Genomic DNA, 17,834 nt, shown 5'->3' with positions numbered 1-17,834 from the left:
TGGATTCCTTTCGAATGAGGTGAAGATGTTCCCGCGGATGGGAGGGTCGGGCTACAGGCGCTCGAGCACCATGGCCATTCCTTGACCACCGCCGACGCACATGGTTTCGAGGCCGTAGCGACCGCCGGTCTCCCGCAAGCCGTTGATGAGTGTTGAGGTGATGCGCGCACCCGTCATGCCGAACGGGTGGCCGACAGCAATCGCGCCTCCGTGGACGTTGAGTCGATCTTCATCGATGCCAAGCTCTCGGGCGGATGGGATGACCTGAGCTGCGAACGCCTCATTGATCTCTACGAGGTCAATGTCGCCGATCGCGAGGCCAGCCTGCGAGAGCGCACGCTTCGATGCTTCGACCGGGCCGAGCCCCATGATCTCGGGGGAGAGGCCGCTGACTCCGGTCGACACGATCCGTGCGAGCGGCTGCAGGCCGAGCTCGTTCACGACCCTCTCGGATACGACAACGACGGCTGCAGCGCCGTCGTTAAGCGGGCAGCAGTTCCCCGCGGTGACAGTGCCGTCGGGGCGGAAAACAGGATCGAGGCCGGCGAGGGCCTCGAGGGTGACGCCGGGACGAGGGCCATCATCCGCGGCGACAACAGTGCCGTCTGCGAGAGTGACCGGGGTGATGTCGCGGGTCCAGAAGCCCGAAGCGATCGCTGCTTCGGCGCGCTGCTGGGAGCGCGCGGCGAACGCATCCTGCTCGTCACGCGTGATGCCGTGCAACTGCGCGACGTTTTCCGCGGTCTGGCCCATCGCGATGTACGGGTCGGGGAGTAGCCCGGACGCACGCGGATCCTCCCAGGTCGGGGTGCCCTCGGCGGTGCGCGACTCCGTGCGCGCCATCGCATCGGCGAAGACGGGGTTTTCAATCACCGCACCCGGAGTTGCGTCTGCCATGCCCTGGGTAAACCGGCTCACCATCTCGACACCTGCGGACACGAAGATGTCGCCCTCGCCGGCTTTGATCGCATGGAATGCCATCCGCGTGCTCTGCAGGGACGACGAGCAGTAGCGGTTTACGGTCGTGCCTGGCACGGTGTCAAGACCGAGGAGCACCGAGACGATTCGGGCCAGGTTGAACCCCTGCTCGCCGGCCGGCTGCCCCGTCCCGAGAATGATGTCTTCGACCCGTGTCGGGTCGAGTCCTGGCACCTTGTCGAGAGCTGCCTGCACCATGCGGGCAGCGAGGTCGTCACCTCGTAACGATGCAAGCGAGCCCTTGCGGGCGCGCCCGATCGGCGAACGGGCGGTTGAAACGATGTATGCCTCTGGCATCTATATCTCCTCGAGAGTGGATTGGGTGGGGGAAAGCAAGTGGTCGCTGAGGGGCCCAGACCGGAGTGAGGGAGCGAGATTGTGGCCGCGAAACGTGGCGGAGCTCCGTAAGCACGGCAGCGTTGGCGACGTGCGTCGGGTACTCGGAAGAGGAACAGGGCGTGTGCACAGCATCGATCGGCGCGGCAACTGGCTCGCAGGCCAGGGCGCTTCGTTGGGCTGTGTCATTGGCTCTCCGATCATCGGTGATCGTGACCAGTATGCATCATTTCTCAGAATGTGGACACTGTTATTGGAAATGTTGCATTGGGAACGCACGTGCCGGATAGAGTATTCGAATGCAGAGCACAGTTGGATCGTCCATTGCTGATATCGGGCTTGCAGCCGCACCATCGCTTTTGTCTGACCGGATTGACACTCGAGACGACGCGCTGCGCGCGTTCGAAGGTGCCCGGGAGGCATTCATTGCGGGTAATCGAATCAGCATGGGTGAGCTTGCGGCGGACCTCGGGGTAGACCGAACCTCGCTGTTTCGGTGGGTGGGGAACCGTGACGCGCTGCTGAGTGAGGTGCTGTGGTCGCTTGCTGTTCCCACGTTCGTGCAAGCCGAGCACGCAGCCGAGCACCTCTCCGGGGCTCCCCGAGTGGCTGCGATGCTCACCGAGTTTGTTGATGGCCTGATCAACTCAACCTACTTCCGAACTTTCCTGCGGCGTGAACCCGCTCGCGCCCTGCGGCTCCTCACGACCAAGGAGAGCCCAATCCAGCGGCGGTTCCTCGCGACGGTCGAGTGGCTGGTTCGCCGGGAGCTCGGGGATGAGCCACTCGGTGGCGCGATTGACCCTGCCGGTCTCGCCTACCTGCTGTCGCGTGTGTCTGAGTCGTTCTCCTACGCTGACCTGATCTCTGGCGACGAGCCCAGCGTTGAGCGGGCTGGGGCCGCTTTCCGGCTCTTGCTCCGCGTCGACGGCTAGTGCCTCCGGGAACGCCAGTGCCCTTCCGCCGCACGCGCAGCTTGTCGGGCGTGCCCCTGTTCGGTGTGCTGCCTGTTTGGCGTGCGGCCTGCCCGGTGTGACCTGCCTCAGGCGCGCTCGATATCAATGTGATGTGCGGAATGCATGACGGTTTGGGTGGATGTGGGCATTGGGTGCGTTGATCCCAGACGTATGGTGCGTGCGCAGTCGGGGCTCTAGTCTCAGCGGTCGTGCCGTGTCTGCCAGGCGCCCTCGATGCCAACGTGATCTGCGGAATGCATGACGGTTTGGGTGGATGTGGGCATTGGGTGCGTTGATCCCAGACGTATGGTGCGTGCGCAGTCGGGGCCCTAGTTGCATTGGTCGCGAACATACCGACCATCCGGTATGCTGTGGATGCGGCCCAAAGCAGAGTCGCAGGAAGACAGGTGCAGATGCCTGAGATCCCAGGCCTAGACATTGTCGCGCTGTCCAAATGGTTCAGCGTGGCGCACCCCGAGCTCGCGACCGGTCCGCTGCGCGCCGAGGTTATCGCCGGCGGGCGTTCGAACCTGACGTACGCGATCACGGGCGCGCGGCGGCCCCTCGTGCTGCGGCGACCGCCTCTTGGACACGTTCTCTCGAGCGCGCACGACATGGCGCGTGAGCATCGCGTCATCTCCGCGCTCGCTGGCACCGCGATCCCAGTTCCTGCCGTTGTAGATCTCGTCGATGACACTGCTGGGCCGATCACTGGTACGCCGTTTTTTCTCATGGAGAAAGCCCCTGGCGCTGTCATAGCAAACCGCACTCAGAACGCTGAGTACACGCGCGAGGAGATTCGGGGCATGAGCTTTGAACTCGTCCACCACCTCGCCGCATTGCATGCTGTTGACGTGAAAGCAGTTGGGCTCGCGTCGTTCGGTAAGCCTGACGGTTACCTCGCGCGCCAGCTTTCGACGTGGCGGCGGCAGCTTGACGCCTCGCGTTCGCGGGAGCTACCCGACCTCGAGCGTCTGCAGACCACACTTGAGGGCGGAGTACCCGAAACGGCGCGTACTGGGATCGTGCACGGTGATTATCGCCTTGACAACGCGTTGATCGACGGCAGGCCGCCCCGCGTCTCGGCGATCCTTGACTGGGAGATGGCGACCCTGGGTGACCCGCTCGTCGATCTTGGGATTTTTGCCCTGTACTGGGAGATAGGAAGCCTCGCCGGCAGTGGAGTCATCGCAAGCGCTGTCGATCCAGCTGCTGGATACCCAGATTTTGAAGAACTGGCTGAATACTACGCGGCGCAGGCCGGGATCACGCTGCCCGACCTCCGGTGGTACCGCGCGTTCGCAGCGTACAAGCTCGCAGTGATCCTCGAAGGGATCCACTACCGATACCAGGCCGGCGACACCGTCGGCGAAGGATTCGACAGGATAGGTGACCTCGTGAGGCCACTTGCCGAGAATGGATTGAAGGTGCTCTGATGGATTTCGCTCACGACCAAGTAACCGTCGACCTCACCGCAAAAGTGCGGAAGTTTGTCGATGAGGTTGTCATTCCCGCAGAACCGAGACTCGACGAACAGCTTGCGGCCGATCCTGACAATTGGGGCACGCAGCCCGTCGTCCGAGAACTCCAAGCGCAGGCGCGCGAGCTTGGGCTGTGGAACCTGTTTCTCCCAGGCGATCCTGCCGTGACCGGGGCTGCCGGGCTGACGAACCTGCAGTACGCCGCCGTCGCCGAGATCACGGGTTGGAGCCCGCGACTCGCACCCGAGGCGCTCAACTGCGCAGCGCCAGATACGGGCAACATGGAGGTGCTCAACGACTTCGGTACCCCGGAGCAGAAGGAGCGCTGGCTGAAGCCGCTCCTCAACTCCGAGATCCGCTCGGCATTCTGCATGACCGAACCCGACGTGGCATCGAGCGACGCGACGAACATCGGAACGCTGATCCGGCGCGATGGCGACGACTATGTGATCTCGGGCCGCAAGTGGTGGTCGACCGGGGCGATGAATCCCGAAGCTGAGATCTTCATCGTGATGGGAAAGACTGAGCCAGACGCCGAGCGGCACAGGCAGCAGTCGATGATCCTCGTACCCCGTGACACTCCGGGGGTCACCGTCGTGCGGCCGCTCACGGTGTTTGGCTACAACGACCGCGACCACGGGGGCCACGCTGAAGTGCTGTTTGAAGACGTGCGGGTTCCCGCGACGAACCTCATTGGCGCAGAGGGCGACGGCTTCGCGATTGCGCAGGCCCGGCTTGGCCCCGGCCGCATTCACCACTGCATGCGGGCGCTCGGCATGGGGGAGCGTGCACTGTCGCTGGCAATTGAGCGTGCGAACTCCCGGCACGCCTTCGGGCGTCCGCTGTCGGAACAGGGAGTGATTCGAGAGTGGATCGCCGAGTCCCGGATACAGCTCGAGGCGCTTCGGCTCCTGGTGTTGAAGACAGCGTGGATGATGGACACGGTCGGCAACCGCGCCGCGATGACTGAGATCCAGTCGATCAAGATCGCGGTGCCCAGAGCGGTACAGGAAATCATCGACCGCGCGATCCAAATCTTTGGCGGCGCTGGAGTGAGCGATGATACGCCGCTCGCCGCGCTCTACGCTGGCGTACGCACCCTGCGGATCGCTGACGGGCCCGACGAAGTCCACCTCAACAGTTTGGGCCGGGCTCAGCTCAAGCTGTAACCAACGAGCGCCTATCTACCAGTCAAAGGAGACACAACGATGGCACACCCGCACGATCCAGCCGTAGACGGTCGAGGGCACACAACGCTTTCCGTCGCGAGCATCCTCAGCGAATCAGCGGTTCGGCATAGCGACAATCCGGCCGTGTATTTCAACGGCGACGCAATCACCTACCGAGAGCTGTGGGACCAGACTCGGGCCTACGCTGGTGCGCTGCGCGCTCGAGGAATCGGGCGCGGTGACCGTGTGGCGATCATGATCCCGAATGTGCCCGACTTTCCTCGGGCCTACTATGCGGTGCTCGCGCTTGGCGCGATCGTTGTGCCAATCCATCTGCTCCTGAAATCAGAGGAGATCAGTCGCACGCTGCGCGACGCCGGTGCCGATCTGCTGATTGCTTCGGCGACTTCCCTTGGCGAAGCTGCACCAGCTGCGGCCGAGGCGGGCGTGCCGCTGTTGACGGTTCTGCTGCCGCCCGATGCTCACGGCGACTTCGCCAGGCTCGAGGTCGAAGCATCTGCAGCCGAGCCAATCAAACGGATCGAACCGACCGGCCCACTGGACGCAGCGACGATCTTGTTTACGAGTGGTACTACTGGCACTCCAAAAGGGGCTGTCGGAAGTCATTTTTCGATCATCGAGCAGGTGCATTCTGGCCTCATTGATGGCCTGCAGGTGCAGAGTGGGGACGTGACCTTCGGAGGGCTTCCGCTCTTCCATACGTTCGGGCAGACGTCGGTGCTCAACATGGCGTTCCGAGCGGGCAGCGCGGTCATTCTGATGCCCCGATTCGACGGCGACCAAGCGCTGGAGCTCATGGTGAAGCACCGGGCGACAGTGTTCGTCGGCGTGCCGACGATGTATGTCGGGCTCGTCGAAGCGGCACGACGTACAGATGCGCGACCGCCGCTGCGATTCGCGAACTCGGGTGGCGCCGCCCTCCCTGTTGCGTTGCTTGAGGCGTTCGAGGAAGCCTACGGAGTCCCGCCGCATGAGGGCTACGGCCTCACCGAGACCGCACCGACCGTGAGTGTGAACTCGGTCGGCAAGCCGACGATACCGGGATCGGTGGGTGAGACGCTGTGGGGCGTCGACGTCGCAATCGCAGACCCTGACGTTGAGGACCGAATCGAGTTCATTGATGAGGAGGACGGACTCGGCGAGATTGTCGTTCGCGGCCACAACGTATTCAAAGGGTATGTTGGCCGGGAAGAGGCGACGAAGGAGGCGATCGTCGACGGCTGGTTCCGTACGGGCGACCTCGGCACCTATCGCGATGGCATCCTCACGATCGTGGATCGGAAGAAAGACATGATCCTGCGCTCCGGCTACAACGTCTACCCGACGGAGGTGGAGGCAGCGCTCGCGCGGCACCCCAAAGTCGCCGCATCGGCCGTGTTTGGTGTCGCCGACGATATTCGCGGCCAGGAGATTCACGCGGCCGTGCTCCCGCGCGAGGGCACAGAGATCGACCCGGCAGAGATCATCGAGTTTGCGAGGGAACACGTGGCATCGTACAAGTATCCCCGCGTGGTGCACATCGTTGACGAGCTCCCGCTGGGAGCGAGCGGGAAGATTCTGAAACGAGAACTGCAGCGCATGTTCGACCCCGCAAAAGCCTCGTAGTGCGTGTGGGGCGGTGCCGCAGCACCGCCCCACCTCACCTTATATCCCAGGGATACCGTCCGGGACAAACGGTGCCGGTTCTGGATCGACCGCTGTGACAGAGCCACCCTCGACCAGGTATGCTCGGCCAACGGATTGCTGGGTGCCCTTTTCTACGCGGCTGATCTCGACGCCCATATACGAGGCATGGCTGTCAGCACTGAACGCAAGCGGGAGGATGCCGGTTCCCCGAAGCTCCCCGGAGGTGATTGCGTTGACGACTGCCTCTCTCGTTGGATTCTCGCCCGCAGCATGCAGGGCCTCAGCGAAGAGGTACGCGGCGCTCATTCCGTTCAACACGGTGCGATCGAACGGCTCAGTCGGGTTGTATTCGTCGTTGATCTCGCGGAAAAACGTGACCCAGTCGCTGTCGCCCTCTGCGGCGGGAAGAAAGCTCGCCCCGACCATGCCCTCCAAGAGATCTTTGTCGGTTTCTTCACCCAAGAGCTGCCGGAGCACTGACGGGTTGGCGCCGATCGACGCAACGAACCACTGCGGCGACCACCCGAGCCGCGCAGCTGTGCCGATCGCGAGCGCTGCGTAGCCTGGGATCGCGCCTAGAATGTTGATCTCGCACCCTGCATCGCGCATGGCGCCGATCTGCGCAGTCACATCAGCGTTTGACGTCGTGTAGAGCTGGGTATCAGCGATGCCATCGGCTCCGAGAGCCAGTTCGACGCCCTCGATGGTGTCGCGCCCCAGGTCGTCGTCTTGCCCATACACGCAGACCGTCTGACCAGGGTATTCGTCACTCGCGTACTTCGCCAGGGCAGCCCCCTCGACGACGTAGTCTGCGTTGAACGCGAAGGTGTAGGGGTACTTCTCCGGCTGGTTCCATGTCGTGGAGCCCGAGGCGACGAAGAGGTCTGGGACGCCGTTGTCGTTGAGGTAGTCGACGACGGAGGTGTGTGGTGGGGTGCCGAGGCCGTTGAAGATTGCGAATACTTGGTCGTCTTGGACGAGTTCGCGGACGACCATTTGGGTGTTTGCTGGGTTGTAGGCGTCGTCTTTGACGATGTAGTTGATGTTTCGGCCGTGGATGCCGCCGTTGTCGTTCACGTAGGCGAAGTACGCGAGTGCGCCGGCTGAGACTGAGGCGTAGCCGGGGGCGGCCGGGCCCGTCAAGGGAGTGTGTGTGCCGATGGTGATTGTGTCGTCTGTGACGCCTGGTGTGGCGGCGGAGCCGCCGCTTGACTGTGGGGTGCTGCACGCGGTGAGCGCGAGCGCGGTGACCACCATCGCGGCGGTGATCGCGGTACGTAGAGCACGGGAACTGAAGAACATATGACCCTCTTCCTGCGAGTGTGTTCCCGGGGCGTGGCACCGAACGCACGCCCCGGGGTTGGGCGTGCAGTGTTAGGAACCGGGAATGCCGCTCTCAACGAACGGAACTGGTTCCATTACTACCCGAGTCGCCTCACCGCCGTCGACGGTGTAGGCAACGTCATTGAAGTTCTGCACACCGTCGTGCATCGTCACGATGCCGACAGTGAAGTATGAGCCGTGGTTGTCGCCCGAAAACGCGAGCGGCGCAACACCGTTGCCTGCCAGGCTGCCCGAACGAATCACCTCAAGAATGCCCTCGCGGGTCGGGTTCTTGCCTGTTTTCTCGAGGGCCTCTGCGAAGAGGTAGGCGGCGCTCATTCCGAATACAGTGTTGCCGTTGAATGGTGCCCCGCTGTTGTACTTCTCGTTGACTTCTCGGAACAGATCGACCCATTCGCCGTCGCCATAGGCTCCGGGGAGGTAGTTCACGCCGCTCAGGTTCTCGAGGAGTTTTGGACCCGTGTCTTCGCCTAGGATCTCGATCAGCGTCGCATAGTCGAGCCCCACTGAGGTCGCGAACCACTGGGTGTCCCAGCCGATCCTTGCGGCTGTGCTCATCGCGAGGGCTGTGAACGCAGGAATGCTGCCGAGAATGTTCACTTCACACCCTGCCGCCTGCATCGCGCCAATTTGAGCGGTGAGGTCTGGGTTTGAGGTCGAATACTGTTCAGTGTGTGTCACGCCGTCGGCGCCGAGGTTTGCTTTGACGCCTTCAAGTATGAACCCGCCGAGGTCGTCGTCTTGGCCAAGCACGCATACTTTTTGCCTTGGGTACTCGTCGGTCGCGTACTGGGCAAGAGCGGCACCCTCGACTGCGTAGTCAGCGTTGAATGGGAAGGTGTAGGGGTATTTCTCTGGCTGATTCCAGCTCTTGGAACCGGTGGCAACGAACAGGTCTGGTACCTGCTTCTCGTTGAGGTACTCGAGCACCGACGTATGCGGGGCGGTGCCGATGCCATTGAAGATTGCGAATACCTGGTCGTCCTGGACAAGTTCGCGGACGACCATTTGGGTGTTCGCGGGATTGTACGCGTCATCCTTAATGATGTAGTTAATCGTGCGACCGTTCACGCCGCCTTCGTCGTTGAGGTACGAGAAGTAAGCAAGTGCGGCAGCGGAGACGTCGGCGTACCCGGGGGCGGCTGGCCCGGTCAGGGGAGTGTGCGTGCCGATGGTGACGGTGTCGTCTGTGACGCCTGGCGTTGCTCCGTTGCCAGGGCTGGCTGGGGTGCTACACGCGGCGAGCACGAGGCTGAGAGTGGCAGCGCCTGCCAGAGACACAGCGGCAGTGTTTCGGGTGAGTCGTGTCATGAGTGTGAGCCTTCGGTCTGGTCAGCGGTTAGGTTGTGGGGGTGGGCGCGGGCTGGGGTGCCTGGTTCGCGCGTGTGGGGACTAGGTCAACGAGCCCGCCCGGCCTGACAAGGATTGTCACGGTGAGGAGCGCGCCGAAAACGAGCACTGGCAGGTTGCCTGTCAGCCGCTGCGCCATATCAGCCGAGAGCGGCAGTTGGGCGGTGGCCGTGGTGATGAGCCAGGGGAGCATGACAACAAGCACCGATCCGAGCGCTGCACCGCCGATGCTGCCGAGCCCACCGAGCACGACGGCGACTACGAGCAGCAGCGAGAACGAGAGCGTGTAGGCTCCGGGGCTCACTGACTGCGTGATGAAGCAGAGCGTGGCCCCGCCTGCTCCTGCAGCAACCGCACTCACGGTGAACGCCGAGACTTTGACGCGCCCGGCGGGTACGCCGTTGAGGCGTGCTGCGGTCTCGTCGTCGCGAACTGCGCGCATGCGCAGGCCGAACGAGCCGTTCCGCAACAGGGTGAGCCAGGTGACGAGCGCCCCGGCGATCAGGATCGCGACCCAGGCATGCCACTGCTCGACCGCGATGAGCGATTGGAGTGCTGTCGGCACACCCTGGTACGGGCTGGGGAGCCCCTGATCGCCGCCCAGTATCTTGAACGTTGCGGCAACGGCCGGAACTGAGACGATGAGCGCGAGGGTCACACCCGCCAGGTACGGTCCGTGAAGCCGCGCCGCCGCGAGCCCGAGGAGGAGCCCGAGGAGGCCTGCAACGACTACTGCGACGGCGAACGACATCAGGAAGCGGCCGATACCCCCGACGCCGGCTTCTGCGAGAGCGTTCGCCGTGAGTGCGTACCCGTACCCGCCTGCCGCCATGAGAGCCGCATGTCCGAGCGAAAGCTGGCCGCTCTGCCCGACGAGCAACGTGAGACCCGCCGTCACCGTGAAGTACGCGGCGATGGTCGCGAACTGGAAGTTTCGGTACGGGTCGAGCAGAAACGTCAGCGCGATCGCGAGGATGGTCAGGATCACTCCGAAGATGATGATGCGGTTGCGGCCGCGCAGCGAGGGCAGAATGCGGGTCATGCGCTTCGCTCCTTCCGGGTCGAGAAGACCCCGCCCGGTTTCACGAGCAGGACGAGAACGAGAATCGCGAGCACACCGATCGGTGCGACTGTCGCACCGAAGTAGCCCGTCAAAAGGCTCATGGTGACGCCAACGATGAGCCCGCCGACGAGTGCGCCAACGGGGGAGTCGAGGCCGCCGATCACCGCAACGGCGAATGCGTAGACGAAGAGCATGTCGGTTGCGTGCGGGTTGAGGCCAAGCTCGGTGGGTACGAGCAGGATCGCGGCGAGCGCCGCAACTGCGCTCGCCAGCATCCAGCCGATTGTCACCATGCGCTTCACGCGAACGCCGAGCAGCCGCGACACCTCGGGGGCGAACGCCGAGGCTCGAAGCTGGAGCCCGAGTGAGGTTCGGGCGAACACGATCGCGAGGGCAATCATCACGGCGATTGTGATGCCGATCGTGAACATGTCGTTCGGCGACAGCAGCGGCACCCCTCCGATCACGATCGCGCTGCGGTCGAAGGGCGCGGGCATCGCGCGATACTGGGAACCGAAGAAGATTCCGAGGAGTGACTGCAGAACCATCACGAGGCCGATCGCGGCGAGCACACCTGTGAGGTGGGACGACTGCGGCGCGAAGCGCATCACGCCGCGCTCAACGATAAGACCGATAAGCGCCCCTGCGAGGATCCCTGCTGCGAGCCCAGCAAAGTAGCTGCCTGTTGCGCCCGTGACCGCAAACGCAACGTACGTAGCAACGAGGGCCATGGCTGCCTGCGCGAAATTGATGATCCGTGTGGCCCGCCAGATGAGCACCAGCGAGAGCGCGAATAGCGCGAAGATCGCGCCCCGTGCGAGCCCAGTTGCGAAAAGAAACGTAAACCTATCCATTAGAACCCCAGGTATGCGTGTCGAAGGGTGGAATCTTCAGCGAGAGTCGCTGCGTCAGCATCGACGACGACCCTGCCGAGGTTGAGAACGACGCCGCGATCGGCGATGGAGAGGGCGCCTGTGACGTTTTGCTCAGCGAGTAAGACGGTGAGGCCACGCTCTCTGGCGGTCTCACGGAGCGTGAGCATGATCTGCGCGACGACAAGTGGGGCGAGCCCAAGGGAGGGTTCATCGAGGGCGAGTAGCCGTGGCTCGGCGATGAGCGCCCGGCCGAGCGCGAGCATTTGCCGTTCGCCGCCTGAGAGCTGGTGGCCGTCTGCGTTCTTTCGCCGTTCGAGCGGCTCGAACATCTCGTAAATCTCGCGGATCGCGCGTTCGCGAGCGGTGCCCCGATGCCGCCAGAGCGCGCCAAGGCGCAGGTTTTCGTCAACTGTCAGCTCACCGACGATGCTCTGGCCATCGGGTACGAGTGCGATCCCGTTCCGTGCCCTTTCCTCGGTGCGCATGCCGTGAAGGTCGAGGCTGTCGAGGCGCAACGTGCCGGTCGTGGTGCGCACCCTGCCGGTCAGCGCTCCGAGCAGCGTGGATTTGCCCGCGCCGTTGGCGCCAAGGAGTGCAACGACCTCGCCGGGTCTCAGGTCGATACTCACGTCGTGGAGTACGGGGCTGCCGCCGTAGCCGACAGTGAGGTGCGAGATGGAAAGTGCGGCGCCCGTCTGGGGCTGCGCGGTTGCGCGGGTGCTGAGGCTCACCGTGGCTCTCCTTGTCTCGTTGGCGATGGGCTCGCGCCGTGAGCGGCGACGCCGAGGTACGCCTCCTCGACGCGGGGGTTCGCGCGGATTTCGTCGGGGGTCCCGCGAGCTATGACGCTCCCGAAATCGAGTACGACGATCCGGTCGGCGAGGTCCATGACGAAGTCGACGTGGTGCTCGACGAGGAGCACTGACCGACCGCGAGCTGCGATTTTTCGAACTGTCTGCGAGAGTGCGGCGATGTCGTCGTGGCCGAGGCCCCCAGCTGGTTCATCGAGCAGCAGGAGTTTCGGATCTGTCACGAGGGCCCTGGCGAGCGCCACACGTTTCCGGTCAGGGTAAGACAGCTCGGATACTCGGCGGTTTGCAAGCTCGGTGAGGTTGAGCTCCGCGAGTTGATCAGTCGCAGTGGCGTGGGCGTCGGTGGCTCCGCCGAGCGGCAGCTTGACGTTTTCGAACGCAGTCATGCTCGAAAATAGTCCGAGGCCCTGGAGCGTTCGCGACAGGCCAAGGCCGCCGAGCTTCGGCGTCTGCCGGGGAATGACGCTGCCGTCGATTTTGATCGTTCCCGAGCAGCGCAACAGGCTGCATACTGCGTTGAACACCGTGGTCTTGCCCGCCCCGTTGGGGCCGATGAGCGCGACCACCTCGCTCGGTCTCACATCAAATGAGACGTTATCGACCGCGGTGAGCCCACCAAATCTGACGGTGAGTTGATCGACCTCGAGCCGTGGGGCTGCGGTTGTCAGTTGTGTTGCTTGTGCGTTCATCGGCACCTCTTCGTGTCGTGGTGGCCCCACCGTACGTGATAAACCGACCGGACGGTTTGTTGTGTTGGCATTTCGTAATAATCGATCTTTCGCCAGGTGCAGTCTCTGCGCAGGGGTGCTATCGTGGTCAAACCGACTGGGCGGTATGTACGACGCAAGGAGGCGCCATGCTCACACCACGTTTCGCTGAGACTGTGACTATCGTTACGGGGGCGAGCCGCGGAATCGGCCTCGCGATCGCCGATAGGATCGCCCTTGAGGGCGGTTCCGTCGTCATCACCGGGCGCAACCAGGAGGCGCTCGACGAGGCAGTGGATGCGCTCGGGCCGAACGCATCAGGAGTCGCGGGGCGCGCTGACGATCCAGCGCACCGGGCAGAAGTCTTCGCGCATGTCGCTGAACGCTATGGCCGCCTCGACCACCTCGTGAATAACGCAGGCATCAACCCTGTCTACGGGCCGATCGCCGAGGTTGAGGCCGCCGCAGCACGCAAGATTCTTGACGTGAACGTACTGGCGTCTCTCGACTGGACCCGCGACGCTGTCGCCGCAGGTCTGCGGCAAAGCGTCGTTAACATCGCCTCGGCGGCTGGGCTCGGTGCGAGCCCAGGCATCGCCTTCTACGGGATCTCAAAGGCGGCACTGATGAACCTCACCGTGCAGCTCGCCTACGAGTTCGCCCCAAAGATTCGTGTCAACGCGGTAGCGCCCGCCGTCGTGAAGACAGCGTTTGCGCGGGCGCTCTATGAGGGGCAGGAGAGCGAGGTCTCCGAGGCCTACCCCCTGGGGAGGCTTGGTGAGCCCGAAGACATTGCGGGGCCGGTAGCCTTCCTGCTCTCGGAAGACGCAGGGTGGATCACCGGGCAGACAGTGCCGATCGATGGCGGTGGGAGTATCCGGCCGATCCTGTAAAGCGGGACCCATCGTGAAACCGAGCGAAATCCGAGCAATAGGGAAGAATGGCTCGAATGAAGCAATCACAGGTAGTCAGCGACGTGATTCGCGCCGCTGTTGAGCTCTTCGCCCAGCGAGGATACGCGAACACGAGCGTGCAAGACATTGTCGACGCAGCGGGAGTGACCAAAGGGGCGATGTACCACTATTTCGAGTCGAAAGACGACCTGCTGTTCGGAATCTATGACAGGGTCCTGTCGCTGCAACAGACACACCTAGACGAGATCATGAACGCTGGTGGAGAGGTTGACGATGTGCTGCGGGCCGTGTGCGTTGACGTCCTTGAAACCTCGATCGAATACCTCGCGGAGGGGACTGTGTTTTTTAGAAGCATGGACATGCTTTCTGAACCCCGACGCAAGGAGGTTGTGCGGCGCCGACGCGCGTACAACGATGAGTTTGCAACCCTCGTGAAGCGAGGACAGCTCGAGGGGAAATACAGGGACGATATTCCTGTCCCAGTACTCATCGCCCACTTTTTCAGCGACGTCCACTACCTCTCATACTGGTACTCAGAGGAGACACCAGAGGACCGGACGCTCGCGGCAGTGCAGATCACAGACCTGTTTATGTCGAGTCTAAGGAGACCAGATGCCTACCCCGCAGATTCCGGAGACGATGCGCGCTTGGCGCGTCACGACGCTCGGTGAGCCAGCCGACGCGCTTACACTCTCAACGGTCACAACGCCGGTACCAAAAGCCGGCGAGGTCCTCATCCGCGTCGGCGCCGTCGCGGCAAACTTCCCAGATGTGCTGCTCGCGAGAGGCGAGTATCAGGTCAAGCCAGAGCTCCCGTTTGTGCCCGGAGTGGAGTGCAGCGGCAGCGTAGTCGCGGTCGGTGACGGGGTGACTAACGTCAGCGTGGGCGACAGAGTCGTCGCCTACAGCATCGGACTGCTCGCGGAGTACGCTGTCGTTCCCGCGGATGCAGTGCAACTGATCCCGGACTCGCTCGACGATGCGCGGGCCGCGGGACTGACGATCGCCTACCAAACTGCGTGGTTCGCGCTGCACAGGCGAGCACGCCTCGGCTCAGGAGAATGGCTGCTCGTGCACGCCGCAGCCGGCGGGGTCGGTGCGGCAGCGGTGCAGCTCGGAGCCGCGGCAGGGGCCCGAGTCATCGGTGTCGTTGGAACCGAGGCGAAAGCCGCCGTGGCGCGCGAGGCGGGCGCCGAGCACGTCATTCTGCGCGGCGACGACGTTGCGGCCGAAGTGAAACGGATCACCGGCGGGCACGGGGCAGACGTTGTCTTCGACCCGGTCGGGGGAGACGCCTTCATTGTCTCAACGAAATCGATCGCATTCGAAGGCCGCATCGTCGTCATCGGTTTCGCGAGCGGAACCATTCCCGAGCTCGCCATGAATCGGCCGCTCATCAAGAACTATGCAGTACTCGGCCTCTACTGGGGGCTCTACCAAGAGAAAGCTCCGCACCTCGTCAGTGAGGCCCACGCAGAGCTCGTGCGGCTGTTCGAAGCCGGAGCGATTGCGCCAATCATCGACCACACTGTCTCGTTCGAGGACGCCCCGTCAGCGCTGACGGCGCTTGCAACGGCGAATACTGTCGGCCGCGTCATCATCGAGGTGGCGTCGTGACCGACCTCGCTGGAAAAGTCGCGCTCGTCACTGGGGGAGCGCGCGGAATCGGCGAGGCCTACGCGCGGGCCCTTCACGCAGCAGGCGCCCGCGTTGTGCTCGCAGATGTACTCGTGGACGAGGGCGCCGCGCTCGCCGCAGAGCTCGGCGACGGCGCCCACTTTGTCGAGCTCGACGTGCGCGACGAGGCGCAGTGGGGCAGCGCAGTAGCCACTACCGTCGCGGTCTTCGGCGCGATCGACGTGCTCGTTAACAACGCTGGGGTCGCGAACGCGGCCCCCATTGAGCACTTCACCCTCGAGAAGTGGGACGCAGTGATCGGGGTGAACCTCACCGGCGTCTTCCTCGGTTGCAAGGCGGTCGTGCCCACAATGAAGCGCCAGGGCGGCGGCTCGATTATCAACATTTCATCGGTCGAAGGAATGCGCGGCAGTCCCGGCCTGCACGGCTACACGGCATCGAAGTATGGGGTGCGTGGTCTCTCTGCCTCGCTCGCGGTCGAGCTCGGGCCTGCAGGGATCAGGGTGAACTCGGTTCACCCTGGATTCATTGAGACGCAGATGTCGGCAAGGATCGATCCTGATCGGCTTGATATCCCGCTCGGACGCCCCGGAACCCCGGAGGATCTCGCGGGAACAATCGTGTTTCTCGCGAGTGACGCATCGTCGTTCACGAGTGGCGCAGAGTTCGTCGTAGACGGTGGAATGATCGCGGGCATCCCGCACCGCTAGCACCGCCTCTGATACGCTCGCAGCTGACTTTCACGACGATCACAGCAGGGACGTGACATCACTATGACGCAGCGCGACACCACAGCCGCCCCGCCCAGAGCAGAGTGGACGGGGCAGTTCGGGTTTATCATCTCGGCGATCGGATCTGCCGTTGGGCTCGGCAACATCTGGCGATTCCCCGGGGTCGCGTACGAGAACGGTGGCGGGGCGTTTCTCATCCCCTACATCGTTGCGCTGCTGACGGCTGGCATCCCGATCCTGTTTCTTGACTACGCGATCGGCCACCGGTTCCGCGGCTCGGCGCCGCTTGCGCTTCGCAGGCTCGCGGGCAAGCTCGGCGAGGGCATCGGCTGGTTCCAGGTGATGATCTGCGTGTTTATCGCGATCTATTACACGGCGGTGCTCGCGTGGGCATCGAGCTACTTCGTGTTCTCCTTCGACCTGCGCTGGGGCAGCGATGCGGCCGGATTCTTCACCGGTGACTACCTGCAGACCGCGGAAGCGCCGTTCACGATGCAGTTCGTGCCGAGCGTGCTTATTCCGCTCGTGCTCATGTGGGTGGTCGCGCTTGTCGTGCTCGGCGCCGGCGTCGTGCGTGGTGTGCAGCGTCTGAACATGATCGCGATTCCGCTGCTCGTCGTCGGGTTCTTGATCCTTGTCGTGCGCGCGCTCTTCCTCCCTGGCGCCGCCGATGGTCTGAACGCTCTCTTCACTCCCGACTTCGCCGCGCTGCTCGACCCGTCCGTCTGGGTCGCCGCCTACAGCCAGATCTTCTTCTCGCTCTCGGTCGCGTTCGGCATCATGATGACCTACGCCTCGTACCGCCGCAGGCGCTCAAACATGACTTCTCCGGGGCTCGTGGTTGCGTTCGGGAACTCGTCGTTCGAGATCCTCGCGGGCATCGGCGTCTTCGCGACGCTCGGGTTCTTCGCCCACCAGCAGGGTGTCGCCGTTGCCGACCTCGATGGGCTGAAGGGTGTCGGTCTCGCCTTCATGACCTTCCCAGCGATCGCGGCGCAGATGCCTGGAGGCGAGATTTTTGGCGCGCTGTTCTTTGGGGCGCTGACGCTCGCGGGCCTCACGTCGATGATCTCGATCATGGAGGTCATCCTCGCCGGCGTCATGGACAAGTTCGGTCTGAGCCGCCGCGGCGCCGTGTACGGCATCGGCGGGGTACTCGCGCTCGTCTCGCTCGCGCTCTTCGGCACGACATCGGGGCTCACCGCGCTCGACACCATCGACAACTGGGCGAACAACATCGGCATCGTCGCCTCGGCGGTCGTGATGACGATCACCGTGCTCTGGATCCGGCGGGCAGGAACCGAGCTGAGCGGGCACCTGAGCGCGCTCTCGACATTCAAAGTCGGCCGTACCTGGCTGTTCTTTGTGTCAGTGCTCGGTCCGGTCGTGCTCGGCTACATGCTCGTGACGACGATCATCGGGCTCATCCAGGAGCCCTACTCGGGCTACGACACTGGCTACCTCGCGATCGTCGGGTGGGGCTCCGTCGTCGTAATGATTGCCGGTTCGATCGCGCTGACGCTTAGCCCGTGGCGCTACGACCCCACCAACTTCACGCCCTGGCCGCCCGTCGCGCAGAAGTCTGCGAGGGCGGCAGCGAAAGCCGCGAAGGTGGCTGATGTCACTGATAATACTCAGGCAATGACGAACGGAGCCGACCGATGACCCCCATTGCGGTTACGTTTCTGGTGCTTGCGCTGACGATCATCTGGGGCGGACTCATCGCGAGCACGGTCTTCCTTGGACGCCGCTCGGAGGTTGCAGCCTACCCCGAGGGCGGCGAAGATCTCGCCGGTGAACGAATCGAGGAATAGCTGAAGCGGTGAGCGGCCG

At 63.5% G+C, this 17,834-nt stretch carries 17 protein-coding genes; 10 read left to right on the top strand and 7 right to left on the bottom strand.

Annotated features, from left to right (window positions below; all coding sequences use genetic code 11):
* Positions 1-51: 51 nt before the first annotated feature.
* Positions 52-1,275 carry an acetyl-CoA C-acetyltransferase gene (locus KI794_RS10810; RefSeq protein ID WP_119284261.1) on the bottom strand — a complete coding sequence of 408 codons (1,224 nt, stop codon included), beginning with the start codon at positions 1,273-1,275 and terminating at the stop codon, positions 52-54.
* Between the two features lie 338 nt (positions 1,276-1,613).
* On the opposite strand from KI794_RS10810, the gene KI794_RS10805 reads away from it, so the two are divergent.
* From KI794_RS10805 to KI794_RS10790, 4 genes are all read left to right on the top strand, one after another.
* The gene (locus tag KI794_RS10805) at positions 1,614-2,249 is read left to right on the top strand and encodes a QsdR family transcriptional regulator (RefSeq protein WP_119284260.1); all 636 of its coding nucleotides are present in this window, start codon (positions 1,614-1,616) and stop codon (positions 2,247-2,249) included.
* 434 nt (positions 2,250-2,683) lie between these two features.
* A complete protein-coding gene (locus KI794_RS10800; protein WP_255808097.1) occupies positions 2,684-3,706 on the top strand; it encodes a phosphotransferase family protein in 1,023 nt (340 codons plus the stop codon).
* The gene (locus KI794_RS10795; RefSeq protein WP_255808096.1) at positions 3,706-4,920 is read left to right on the top strand and encodes an acyl-CoA dehydrogenase family protein; all 1,215 of its coding nucleotides are present in this window, start codon (positions 3,706-3,708) and stop codon (positions 4,918-4,920) included. The genes KI794_RS10800 and KI794_RS10795 overlap by 1 nt, the downstream gene beginning before the upstream one ends.
* Positions 4,921-4,959: 39 nt before the next feature.
* Positions 4,960-6,546 (top strand): AMP-binding protein, encoded by a 1,587-nt coding sequence (locus KI794_RS10790; RefSeq protein WP_255808094.1) that lies wholly within the window; start codon positions 4,960-4,962, stop codon positions 6,544-6,546.
* 39 nt (positions 6,547-6,585) lie between these two features.
* Here KI794_RS10790 and KI794_RS10785 read toward each other — a convergent pair whose 3' ends face one another.
* From KI794_RS10785 to KI794_RS10760, 6 genes are all read right to left on the bottom strand, one after another.
* The gene (locus tag KI794_RS10785) at positions 6,586-7,869 is read right to left on the bottom strand and encodes an ABC transporter substrate-binding protein (protein WP_255808093.1); all 1,284 of its coding nucleotides are present in this window, start codon (positions 7,867-7,869) and stop codon (positions 6,586-6,588) included.
* A 72-nt stretch (positions 7,870-7,941) separates the two neighbouring features.
* Positions 7,942-9,222: an ABC transporter substrate-binding protein gene (locus KI794_RS10780; protein WP_255808092.1), complete on the bottom strand. Its 1,281-nt coding sequence runs from the start codon at positions 9,220-9,222 to the stop codon at positions 7,942-7,944.
* 28 nt (positions 9,223-9,250) lie between these two features.
* Positions 9,251-10,303, bottom strand: a complete 1,053-nt coding sequence (locus KI794_RS10775; protein WP_255808091.1) for a branched-chain amino acid ABC transporter permease — start codon at positions 10,301-10,303, stop codon at positions 9,251-9,253.
* The gene (locus KI794_RS10770) at positions 10,300-11,178 is read right to left on the bottom strand and encodes a branched-chain amino acid ABC transporter permease (RefSeq protein WP_119284252.1); all 879 of its coding nucleotides are present in this window, start codon (positions 11,176-11,178) and stop codon (positions 10,300-10,302) included. Before KI794_RS10770 ends, KI794_RS10775 begins: the two co-directional genes overlap by 4 nt.
* Positions 11,178-11,930: an ABC transporter ATP-binding protein gene (locus KI794_RS10765; RefSeq protein WP_255808090.1), complete on the bottom strand. Its 753-nt coding sequence runs from the start codon at positions 11,928-11,930 to the stop codon at positions 11,178-11,180. Before KI794_RS10765 ends, KI794_RS10770 begins: the two co-directional genes overlap by 1 nt.
* Positions 11,927-12,700, bottom strand: a complete 774-nt coding sequence (locus KI794_RS10760) for an ABC transporter ATP-binding protein (RefSeq protein ID WP_255808088.1) — start codon at positions 12,698-12,700, stop codon at positions 11,927-11,929. The genes KI794_RS10765 and KI794_RS10760 overlap by 4 nt, the downstream gene beginning before the upstream one ends.
* Positions 12,701-12,867: 167 nt before the next feature.
* On the opposite strand from KI794_RS10760, the gene KI794_RS10755 reads away from it, so the two are divergent.
* The 6 genes from KI794_RS10755 to KI794_RS10730 all read left to right on the top strand — a co-directional run bounded on the left by KI794_RS10755 (position 12,868) and on the right by KI794_RS10730 (position 17,815).
* Entirely contained in the window at positions 12,868-13,611 is a 744-nt protein-coding gene (locus KI794_RS10755) for an SDR family oxidoreductase (RefSeq protein ID WP_119284250.1), read from the top strand.
* A gap of 56 nt (positions 13,612-13,667) precedes the next feature.
* Positions 13,668-14,303 carry a TetR/AcrR family transcriptional regulator gene (locus KI794_RS10750; RefSeq protein ID WP_119284249.1) on the top strand — a complete coding sequence of 212 codons (636 nt, stop codon included), beginning with the start codon at positions 13,668-13,670 and terminating at the stop codon, positions 14,301-14,303.
* Positions 14,245-15,249 (top strand): NADPH:quinone oxidoreductase family protein, encoded by a 1,005-nt coding sequence (locus KI794_RS10745; protein ID WP_255808087.1) that lies wholly within the window; start codon positions 14,245-14,247, stop codon positions 15,247-15,249. Before KI794_RS10750 ends, KI794_RS10745 begins: the two co-directional genes overlap by 59 nt.
* Positions 15,246-15,980, top strand: coding sequence for an SDR family NAD(P)-dependent oxidoreductase (locus KI794_RS10740; RefSeq protein WP_119284247.1), 735 nt, complete (start codon positions 15,246-15,248; stop codon positions 15,978-15,980). The genes KI794_RS10745 and KI794_RS10740 overlap by 4 nt, the downstream gene beginning before the upstream one ends.
* Positions 15,981-16,043: 63 nt before the next feature.
* The gene (locus KI794_RS10735) at positions 16,044-17,666 is read left to right on the top strand and encodes a sodium-dependent transporter (protein WP_119284246.1); all 1,623 of its coding nucleotides are present in this window, start codon (positions 16,044-16,046) and stop codon (positions 17,664-17,666) included.
* Positions 17,663-17,815 (top strand): MetS family NSS transporter small subunit, encoded by a 153-nt coding sequence (locus tag KI794_RS10730; RefSeq protein ID WP_255808086.1) that lies wholly within the window; start codon positions 17,663-17,665, stop codon positions 17,813-17,815. Before KI794_RS10735 ends, KI794_RS10730 begins: the two co-directional genes overlap by 4 nt.
* Positions 17,816-17,834 lie beyond the last annotated feature (19 nt).

This window comes from Leucobacter aridicollis, from assembly GCF_024399335.1.
Classification (GTDB): domain Bacteria; phylum Actinomycetota; class Actinomycetes; order Actinomycetales; family Microbacteriaceae; genus Leucobacter; species Leucobacter aridicollis_A.
The sequence above is the reverse complement of the archived record's forward strand: the minus strand, read 5'-3'. Positions and strand labels throughout refer to the sequence as shown.

What these genes read in the sequence shown, in the direction of transcription:
- KI794_RS10745 (WP_255808087.1), top strand. Translation starts at nt 14,245, where the DNA reads ATGCCTACCCCGCAGATTCCGGAGACGATGCGCGCTTGGCGCGTCACG.
- KI794_RS10750 (WP_119284249.1), top strand. Translation starts at nt 13,668, where the DNA reads ATGAAGCAATCACAGGTAGTCAGCGACGTGATTCGCGCCGCTGTTGAG.
- KI794_RS10785 (WP_255808093.1), bottom strand. Translation starts at nt 7,869, where the DNA reads ATGTTCTTCAGTTCCCGTGCTCTACGTACCGCGATCACCGCCGCGATG.
- KI794_RS10790 (WP_255808094.1), top strand. Translation starts at nt 4,960, where the DNA reads ATGGCACACCCGCACGATCCAGCCGTAGACGGTCGAGGGCACACAACG.
- KI794_RS10760 (WP_255808088.1), bottom strand. Translation starts at nt 12,700, where the DNA reads ATGAACGCACAAGCAACACAACTGACAACCGCAGCCCCACGGCTCGAG.
- KI794_RS10780 (WP_255808092.1), bottom strand. Translation starts at nt 9,222, where the DNA reads ATGACACGACTCACCCGAAACACTGCCGCTGTGTCTCTGGCAGGCGCT.
- KI794_RS10795 (WP_255808096.1), top strand. Translation starts at nt 3,706, where the DNA reads ATGGATTTCGCTCACGACCAAGTAACCGTCGACCTCACCGCAAAAGTG.
- KI794_RS10800 (WP_255808097.1), top strand. Translation starts at nt 2,684, where the DNA reads ATGCCTGAGATCCCAGGCCTAGACATTGTCGCGCTGTCCAAATGGTTC.
- KI794_RS10735 (WP_119284246.1), top strand. Translation starts at nt 16,044, where the DNA reads ATGACGCAGCGCGACACCACAGCCGCCCCGCCCAGAGCAGAGTGGACG.
- KI794_RS10770 (WP_119284252.1), bottom strand. Translation starts at nt 11,178, where the DNA reads ATGGATAGGTTTACGTTTCTTTTCGCAACTGGGCTCGCACGGGGCGCG.
- KI794_RS10730 (WP_255808086.1), top strand. Translation starts at nt 17,663, where the DNA reads ATGACCCCCATTGCGGTTACGTTTCTGGTGCTTGCGCTGACGATCATC.
- KI794_RS10775 (WP_255808091.1), bottom strand. Translation starts at nt 10,303, where the DNA reads ATGACCCGCATTCTGCCCTCGCTGCGCGGCCGCAACCGCATCATCATC.
- KI794_RS10805 (WP_119284260.1), top strand. Translation starts at nt 1,614, where the DNA reads ATGCAGAGCACAGTTGGATCGTCCATTGCTGATATCGGGCTTGCAGCC.
- KI794_RS10755 (WP_119284250.1), top strand. Translation starts at nt 12,868, where the DNA reads ATGCTCACACCACGTTTCGCTGAGACTGTGACTATCGTTACGGGGGCG.
- KI794_RS10810 (WP_119284261.1), bottom strand. Translation starts at nt 1,275, where the DNA reads ATGCCAGAGGCATACATCGTTTCAACCGCCCGTTCGCCGATCGGGCGC.